Origin of the sequence: Microbispora sp. CL1-1 (assembly GCF_012034195.1) — a bacterium.
Classification (GTDB): domain Bacteria; phylum Actinomycetota; class Actinomycetes; order Streptosporangiales; family Streptosporangiaceae; genus Microbispora.
This window is the reverse complement of sequence record NZ_JAATEK010000047.1, coordinates 46,561-54,458: the sequence shown is the minus strand read 5'-3', so window position 1 is coordinate 54,458 and position 7,898 is coordinate 46,561. Positions and strand designations below refer to the sequence as shown.

General features: G+C 70.2%; 7 protein-coding genes. 4 read left to right on the top strand and 3 right to left on the bottom strand.

Features of this window, described 5'->3' with window-relative positions; translation table 11 throughout:
• Window positions 1–163: 163 nt before the first annotated feature.
• From HCK04_RS34810 to larE, 3 genes are read left to right on the top strand one after another with little or no spacing between them, the layout of a single operon-like run.
• Window positions 164–1,456 (top strand): L-fuconate dehydratase, encoded by a 1,293-nt coding sequence (locus HCK04_RS34810; RefSeq protein ID WP_142651606.1) that lies wholly within the window; start codon window positions 164–166, stop codon window positions 1,454–1,456.
• Window position 1,457: 1 nt separating this feature from the next.
• On the top strand, window positions 1,458–2,171 hold the full coding sequence (locus tag HCK04_RS34805) for an FCD domain-containing protein (protein ID WP_142651605.1): 714 nt from the start codon (window positions 1,458–1,460) through the stop codon (window positions 2,169–2,171).
• Window positions 2,164–3,033, top strand: a complete 870-nt coding sequence (gene larE / locus HCK04_RS34800; protein WP_205831098.1) for an ATP-dependent sacrificial sulfur transferase LarE — start codon at window positions 2,164–2,166, stop codon at window positions 3,031–3,033. The genes HCK04_RS34805 and larE overlap by 8 nt, the downstream gene beginning before the upstream one ends.
• A gap of 83 nt (window positions 3,034–3,116) precedes the next feature.
• Here the strand turns inward: larE and HCK04_RS34795 are convergent, their stop codons facing one another.
• Genes HCK04_RS34795 through HCK04_RS34785 form a run of 3 tightly spaced genes read right to left on the bottom strand, consistent with a single transcriptional unit; the run spans window position 3,117 to window position 6,811 of the window.
• Window positions 3,117–4,163 (bottom strand): ABC transporter permease, encoded by a 1,047-nt coding sequence (locus tag HCK04_RS34795; protein ID WP_142651604.1) that lies wholly within the window; start codon window positions 4,161–4,163, stop codon window positions 3,117–3,119.
• Window positions 4,156–5,721, bottom strand: coding sequence for a sugar ABC transporter ATP-binding protein (locus HCK04_RS34790; protein WP_142651603.1), 1,566 nt, complete (start codon window positions 5,719–5,721; stop codon window positions 4,156–4,158). Before HCK04_RS34790 ends, HCK04_RS34795 begins: the two co-directional genes overlap by 8 nt.
• Window positions 5,722–5,734: 13 nt before the next feature.
• Entirely contained in the window at window positions 5,735–6,811 is a 1,077-nt protein-coding gene (locus HCK04_RS34785) for a sugar ABC transporter substrate-binding protein (protein WP_142651602.1), read from the bottom strand.
• A 341-nt stretch (window positions 6,812–7,152) separates the two neighbouring features.
• Here HCK04_RS34785 and HCK04_RS34780 point away from each other — a divergent pair, with 341 nt between their 5' ends.
• Complete coding sequence (locus tag HCK04_RS34780) at window positions 7,153–7,866, top strand: FCD domain-containing protein (protein WP_142651601.1); 714 nt, start codon at window positions 7,153–7,155, stop codon at window positions 7,864–7,866.
• The last annotated feature ends 32 nt before the right edge of the window (window positions 7,867–7,898 follow it).

The following is a 7,898-nucleotide window of genomic DNA, read 5'->3' as shown; positions in this document are numbered from 1 at the left end:
TTGACCTCTCCGCTGGTTCTCAGGGGCGTACGCGTGGAGAGCCTGTCAGATTCATCGGGTTTAAGTAAAGCCTTCGGCCGGATATCAGGGGGCTTGCCTTGACCTATGGTCGGTGTGATCCTACTGTTCCATTCATATTCATCGGATCAATTGGAGTTCGCCCATGCCGACGATCACCTCGGTGAACGTGATCGACATCAGGTTTCCGACCTCCGCGACGCTCGATGGCTCGGATGCCATGAATCCGGACGGCGACTACTCCGCGGCGTACGTGGTGCTGGAAACCGACGACGGCGACCTGGCCGGGCACGGTCTCACTTTCACGATCGGGCGGGGCAACGACCTGTGTGTGGCCGCCGCCCGGCAGATCGGGGCGCGGCTGGCCGGGCGTGATGTGGACGAGCTGGCCGGCGACCTCGGCGGCCTCTATCGGGAGATCATGGCCGACAGCCAGATGCGCTGGCTCGGGCCGGAGAAGGGTGTGGTCCACATCTCGGCCGCCGGCGTGCTCAACGCGGCCTGGGACCTTGCGGCCCGCCGGGCCGGCAAGCCGCTGTGGCGCTTCGTGGCCGACATGACCCCCGAGGAGCTGGTCGCGGCCTGCGACTTCCGTTATCTGTCCGACGTGCTGACCCCGGCCGAGGCCGTCGAGATGCTGGCCCGGCTCGCGCCCACGCGTGAGGAGCGGATCGCCGAGCTGGCCGAGCACGGCTATCCGGCGTACACCACCACCCCGGGGTGGCTCGGCTACGACGACGACAAGCTGCGCCGGCTGTGCCGCGAGGCCGTCGCCGACGGCTGGACCCACGTCAAGCTCAAGGTCGGAGCCAACGTGGAGGACGACGTCCGCCGGTTGTCGATCGCCCGCGAGGAGCTCGGCGACCGCACGCTCATGATCGACGCCAACCAGGTGTGGGACGTGCCCCAGGCGATCGAGTGGGTCAACCGGCTCGCGGCGTACGAGCCGCTGTGGATCGAGGAGCCGACCAGCCCCGACGACGTCCTCGGCCACGCGGCCATCCGGAAGGCGATCGCCCCCGTCGGCGTCGCCACCGGCGAGCACTGCCACAACAGGGTGATGTTCAAGCAGCTCCTGCAGGCCGGGGCGATCGACTTCTGCCAGATCGACTCCTGCCGGCTCGCGTCGGTCAACGAGATCGTGCCGGTGCTGCTCATGGCCGCCAAGTTCGGCGTGCCGGTCTGCCCCCACGCGGGCGGGGTCGGGCTGTGCGAGCTGGTCCAGCACATGGCCGTGGTCGACTACGTGTGCGTGAGCGGCAGCCTGGAGGGCCGGGTGCTGGAGTACGTCGACCACCTGCACGAGCACTTCACCGACCCCGTCCCCATCGGGCGAGGCCGCTACCTGCTGCCCGAAAAGCCTGGTTACAGCGCTCGTATGCACCCTGAGTCGATCGACGCGTACCGCTACCCTGATGGTCACCAATGGGGAGGCTGACGTGGGCGTCATCGAGACGGCGATCGACACGATCAAGCAGATGATCATCGATGGGGAGCTGCGCCCGGGGCAGAAGCTCCCCGTCGAGAAGATTCTGGCCGAACAGCTCGGTGTCGCCCGCAACACGCTGCGCGAGGCCGTGCGCGCGCTGGTCGCCATGAGGGTGCTGCAGACGCGGCAGGGCGACGGCACCTACGTCACCAGCCTGTCTCCCGATCTGCTGCTCGACGGGATGAGCTTCGTCGCCGACATCCACGTCGACGCCGGCGCGGGGGAGTTCCTGCACGTGCGCAGGATCCTGGAGGCGGAGGCGACGGCGCTGGCGGCCACGCGCATCCCGGACGCCGACCTCGTCCACCTGGGCGACCTGCTCGACGAGGCCGAGACGGTGGCCGCCTGTGATCCTGTCGACCACGAGAAACTGGTCGCCCTCGACCAGGACTTCCACGCGCTCATCGCCTCCCATTGCGGCAACGCCGTCCTCGCCGCCGTCATCCAGAACATGTCGGGCCGCACCGTACGAGCCCGGATCTGGCGCGGCATGAGCGACCCCGAGGCCGTTCACCGCACCCTCCGGGAGCACCGGGCCGTCCATCGGGCTCTGCTCGCGCGGGACTCCGAGCGGGCCAGGCTCCACGCCGCCCTGCACGTCCTCGGCGTCGAGGAGAGCCTCGCCGGCTCGCGTCCCTTCACAGGAGAGACCACCCATGACTGATCGTCCCGGTTCCGGGGGAGACACGCCGTCGTCCGCCGGCCGGGTGGACGTGGCGGGCGACGCCATGGACCGGCTGACGGCCCGGCTACGCGATGAGGACGCCGTCGTCGTCGCCTATTCCGGCGGCGCCGACTCCGCGCTGCTCGCCTTCGCCGCCGCGAAGGTGCTCGGAAGGCGCGCACTGGCCGTCACCGCCGTCTCCCCGAGCCTGGCCGCCTCCGAGCGGGCCGCCGCCCGCGACTTCGCGCGCGCCCACGGCCTGGCCCATCTGGAGGTGTGCACGGACGAGGGCGACAGGCCCGAATACGCCGCCAACGGCGCCGACCGCTGCTACCACTGCAAGTCGGCGCTGTTCGACGCGCTCACTCCACTCGCCGCCGCCATGGGCGCCCGGATCGCGCTCGGCACCAACCTCGACGACCTCGGCGACCACCGGCCCGGGCAGCGGGCCGCGGCCGAGCGCGGGGCCATCGCGCCGCTGGTGGACGCCGGGCTCACCAAGGCCGACGTCCGCGCGGTCAGCCGGAGACTCGGCCTGGTCACCGCGGACAAGCCCGCCGCGCCCTGCCTGGCCTCCCGGGTGAGCTACGGCGACCCGGTCACGCCGGAGATCCTGCACAGGATCGAGACCGCCGAGGCCGCGCTGCGCGATCTCGGCTTCCCGGTGTGCCGGGTGCGTGCCCACGCAGGCGGCACACTCGCCCGGGTCGAGGTTCCGGGCGCCGACATCCCGCGCGCGTGCGAGCTGCGCGAGCGCGTCGACGCCGCGGTCCGCGGCGCCGGGTTCACCTTCTGCTCGCTGGACCTGTCCGGTTTCGCGTCCGGGCGCCTCAACGCGCTGCTGCCGCTGCTCCCTTCGTGACGCGCACGTCCGCCTGACCGGAGCCGTACGCGGCGAGGAGAGGAGAGGGGGAGACCGGCGCCGCGATCGGCCTCCCCCTCTCGTCATTCCTGCGACTTTCCGCCGGTGAGGCGGGAGATCGCAAGCGCGGTGAGGATGATCGCCCCGTTGAGCGCCTGGATCCACTGCGCGGGGACGCCCGCGAGGGTGAGGACGTTCTGGATCATGTAGAGCAGCAGGATGCCGGTGAACGCGCCGAACACGGTGCCCTTGCCGCCGTTCAGGCTGACTCCGCCGATGACGGCCGCGGCGAACACCGTGAAGATCGCGCCGTCGCCCTGGGCCGCGGCCACGGAGGCGAGCCGGCCCGTCAGCAGGAGACCGCCGATCGCGGCCAGCAGGCTCGCGGAGATCAGCACGATCCACAGCACCCGGTCGGTGCGGATTCCGGCCGCCTTGGCGGCGTCGACGTTCCCGCCGATCGCGTAGAGCGCCCGGCCGAACCGGGTGAATCCCATGACCACGATGCCGACGGCGAACAGCAGCAGGCAGATCCAGATGGACGCGGGCACGCCGAGCCACATGGCCGAGCCGAAGTAGGTCATCGACTCCGGCAGGTTGAAGAAGGTCTGCCCGCCGGAGATGCCCGTGAGGAGGCCGCGCAGCACGATCAGCATGCCCAGGGTGACGATGAAGCCGTTGAGTCCGAAGCGGACGATGAACAGCGCGTTCACCGCACCGATCAGCACGCCCACCGCGAGCGTGACGGGGATTCCCCAGGCGCCGGGTAGCAGCCCGAGCCCCGGCCCCGTCCCGGCGGCGACCGTGAGCCACGCGGCCACGCCGGGGGCCAGCCCGAAGGTCGACTCGAGCGACAGGTCCATCCTGCCGGCGACCAGCACGAGCGTCTGCGCCAGGACGAGGAGCGAGATCTCCGACATGGTCTGCAGGATGTTGATCAGGTTGTCGCTCTGCAGGAAGATCGGGTTGACGATCTGCCCGACGATCGCGATCACGATGATCGCGGGAACGAGCGCGAAGTCGCGCAGCCGCGCCAGGCGGATGGCCGGGCGGCGTCTCCCCGTCTCCTCGGGAGCCGGCGGGCTCGGAGGGTGTCCCGTCGTGGCGGGAGCGGTGGTGCTGTCAGGCATCGAGGTCGACTCCTTCCATGGCGGCCACCATCTCGTGGTCGTGCCAGCCGGCGGCCAGTTCCGCGACGACGCGGCCGTGGAACATCACGAGCACCCGGTTGCACAGCCGCAGGTCGTCAAGTTCATCGGAGGCGATCACGACGCCGGTCCCGTTGTCGGCGATCTCCTCGACCTTGCCGAGCAGGAACTCCTTCGACCGGACGTCGACTCCGGCCGTCGGAGTGATCAGCACGAGCAGGCGGGGGTCGCTGGCCAGGGCGCGGGCCATCACGACCTTCTGCTGGTTGCCGCCGGACAGCCCGGAGACGGGGAGCTCCGGGCCGGGTGTCTTGATCGCGAGATTCGTGATCATCTCGCGGGCCAGCGCGTCCTTGCGCCGGCCGCTGACGAACCCCGCCTGGCCGAGCCGTTCGGGCACGGTCAGCGTGGTGTTGTCGGCGATGGACATCAGGGGAACGAGGCCCTGATGGTGACGGTCGCGGGGCACCAGGCCCACCCCGGCGGCCAGCGAATCCGGCACACTGCCGGGGCGCGGGCGGTTCCCGGCCACCTCCAGGGTGCCGTCCCGGGGAGCGCGCAGCCCGGCGATGGCCTCGGCGAGCTCGTTCTTCCCGCTGCCGCCCAGGCCCGCCAGCCCCACGATCTCCCCGGCCCGCACCCGGAGGTCGACGTCCTGGTAGACGTCGCCGTCGGACAGGCCCCGTACGTCGAGGACCACCGGGGCGTCCGCCGGAACCGCCGGGCGTACGGCGTGCTCCCGCAGCCCCGCGGCCTCACCGGTCATCGCCGCCACCAGCTCGCCCTGCGGCAGATCGGCCACCGGCGCGGTGAGGATGTGCCGGGCGTCCCGGAACACCGTGACCGTGTCGCAGATCTCGTAGATCTCCTGCAGGTGATGACTGATGAACAGGAAGGTGACCCCCTGCTCGCGCATCGCCCGCATCCGGTCGAAGAGCCGGGAGATCGCCGCGCCGTCGAGCTGGGCGGTGGGCTCGTCGAGGATGATGAACCGCGCGCCGAACGACAGCGCCCGGGCGATCTCCACGAACTGCCGCTGCTCGACCCCGAGCTCCCCGGCCGGCCTGCGGACGTCGACGTCCACCGACCATGCCTCCAGCAGGTCGGCCGCCTTCCGCCACAGGCTCTTCCAGCCGACCAGCCCCAGCCGGTTGCGGTCGTGCCTGTTCAGGTAGAGGTTCTCCGCCACGGTCAGCTCAGGGATGATCGTGGACTTCTGGTAGACGCAGGCGACCCGTTCCCGCCAGGCGTCCCGGTCGGACAGCCGCGGCGCGGGCGACCCGGCGAAGCGGACCTCGCCCTCGTCCGGCGCCTGCAGCCCGGTCAGGATGGAGACCAGCGTCGACTTGCCCGCACCGTTGCGCCCGACCAGCGCGTGCGCCTCCCCGGGCCCGATCGTGATGCGGGCGCCGTCGAGCGCCGTCGTCTCGCCGTACCTCTTGGTGATGTTCTCCGCCGCGGCGACGGGCGGGTCCGTACGGCCCGGCCCGCCGTCGCGGGCGGGTGGAGGGCTCGCGGGCCCTCCCGCGAACGCTTCCATCGGTCACGCCCTCTCAGCTCAGGTTGTTGCCCCACAGCGACTTGTCGTCGTGCTTCACGCTGGAGATCCCGCCATAGGTGCCGCCGTCGGCCGTGACGAGCGGCGCGGACAGCTGGTCCTCCAGCAGGCCCGGCCGCACCTGGATGATGGTGCTGTCGTGATCGGTCGGCCCCGGCTGGAAGGTCTTGCCCTCGATCGCGGCCTGCGCGTACGACAGCGCCCACTTGGCGTACAGGTCCGCGGGCTGGGAGACGGTCGCGTCGATGTTCCCGGCGGCGATGTCCTTGAGCTCCTGCGGGATGCCGTCGTTGGAGACGACGAAGACGTGCTTGGGGTCGTCCGGCGGCACCAGCAGGTCGCGCTGCTTGAGCACCTGCAGCGTGCCGGCGAGGGCGAAGCTCGACTGCATGTAGACGCCCTTGACGTCGGGGTTCGCGGTCAGCACCGTCGAGAGCTTCTGCGAGGCCACGGCGCCGTCCCAGTTCGTCGCCTCGCCGAACACCTTGATGCCGGGATAGTTCTGCTTCATGCAGTCGTTGAACGCCTCGGTGCGGTCCCGGCCGTTGATGGAGGCCAGGTCGCCCTCCAGCATGACCACCTTGCCGTTGCCGCCGAGCTTCTCGCCCAGGAACCTGCAGGCCTTCTCCCCGTACGCGCGGTTGTCGGCGCGCACGACCATGAAGGCGTTCCCGGTGTCGGGCCGGGTGTCCACCAGCACGGCGGGGATCTTCTTGTTCTCGAGCTGCTGCAGCGTGGGCGCCACCGCCGCGGTGTCCTGCGGCGCCATGACCACGCCCTTCACACCCTGGCTCATCAGGGTCTGCACGTTGGCGGTGAGCTTCGCGATGTCGTTCTGGGAGTTGGTGGTCTTGATCTCCGCGCCCAGCTCGCCGGCGAACTTCGGCACGTAACTGATGTAGGAGTTCCAGAAGTCCGTGTCGGAACGCGGATAGTCGACGCCGATGACCGGCTTCGCCGCCGCGTCGTTCCCGGAGCCGCCGTCTCCCGTGCCGCCGCTGCCGCCACAGGCGGCGGCGAGGCATCCGGACAGGGCTAAGGCCGCGGCGAGTGCGAACCGTTTGCGTTCCATCGTCTCTCCTTCTGAAGCACCACGGCTGCCATGCCGTCGCCGACGCTCAGGTGACGTCCGCGTCGTCGTACGGGGCATGGGTGAGGTTGGTCGTGAGGGGGCCAATCACGACAGGACATGGGATGTCTTTCTATGCTCAAAACCGCTCTAGTGTCCAGACCTTGGGTAAGGATGGTGATATTCCGTTACGCACGCGGCTCTCATCACCAAGGGATCCGACGTCTCGGCCATCACCGTACGGGTGGGAAGACCGGACACATCGCATGTCTGCGGGCCGGAAGACGCAGCACGCTACGTGGACCATGTGGAGGTCTGGTGTCCTGACACACCAAAATGCAGGTATGTCGTTGACCGAGCAGGCGATCGAGCGCATCAGGCAGCGCATCAAGGACGGGACGCTTCCTCCGGGCGCCCGGCTGCCTCCAGAACAGGACCTGGCCGCCGAGCTGGGCCTGTCCCGCAACCTGCTCAGGGAGGCCGTCCGCTCCCTCGTCACCACACGCGTGCTGGAGGTGCGCAGGGGCGACGGCACGTACGTCACGAGCCTTTCGCCGGAGCTGCTGCTCGAAGGGGTCGGCCTCGCCGTCGATATGATGCGGGGCGACGACCTGCTCGAGATCACCGAGGTGCGGCGGCTGTTCGAGCCGGTCGCGACGGGTCTGGCCGCCGCCCGGATCACCGCCGGGCAGCTCGCGGACGTCGAGCGGCATCTCAACGCGATGATCGCGGCACAGAACGACACCGAAGCGCTCAACCACCACGACGACGCCTTCCACCGGGCCGTTTTCGACGCCACGGGCAACAAGTCCCTGGCCGCCCTCCTCGGCGGCATCGCCAGCCGCACTCTCCGGGCGCGGGTCTGGCGCGGGCTGGTGGAGGAGAACGCGGCCGGCCGTACGATCGCCGAGCACGCCGCCATCTATCGCGCGCTCGCGGCCGGCGACGCCGCGCTCGCCCAGGCGGTCGCGCTCGTGCACGTCAGCACCACGGAGACCTGGCTGCGGGAGAACCTCGGCCGGTCGCGTCCCGGCACGGACCCCGACTCGGCGCGGTGATCAGGGCACGGTGATCAGGGCACGGTGATCAG

What these genes read in the sequence shown, in the direction of transcription:
- HCK04_RS34810 (WP_142651606.1), top strand. Translation starts at nt 164, where the DNA reads ATGCCGACGATCACCTCGGTGAACGTGATCGACATCAGGTTTCCGACC.
- larE (WP_205831098.1), top strand. Translation starts at nt 2,164, where the DNA reads ATGACTGATCGTCCCGGTTCCGGGGGAGACACGCCGTCGTCCGCCGGC.
- HCK04_RS34795 (WP_142651604.1), bottom strand. Translation starts at nt 4,163, where the DNA reads ATGCCTGACAGCACCACCGCTCCCGCCACGACGGGACACCCTCCGAGC.
- HCK04_RS34790 (WP_142651603.1), bottom strand. Translation starts at nt 5,721, where the DNA reads ATGGAAGCGTTCGCGGGAGGGCCCGCGAGCCCTCCACCCGCCCGCGAC.
- HCK04_RS34785 (WP_142651602.1), bottom strand. Translation starts at nt 6,811, where the DNA reads ATGGAACGCAAACGGTTCGCACTCGCCGCGGCCTTAGCCCTGTCCGGA.
- HCK04_RS34780 (WP_142651601.1), top strand. Translation starts at nt 7,153, where the DNA reads ATGTCGTTGACCGAGCAGGCGATCGAGCGCATCAGGCAGCGCATCAAG.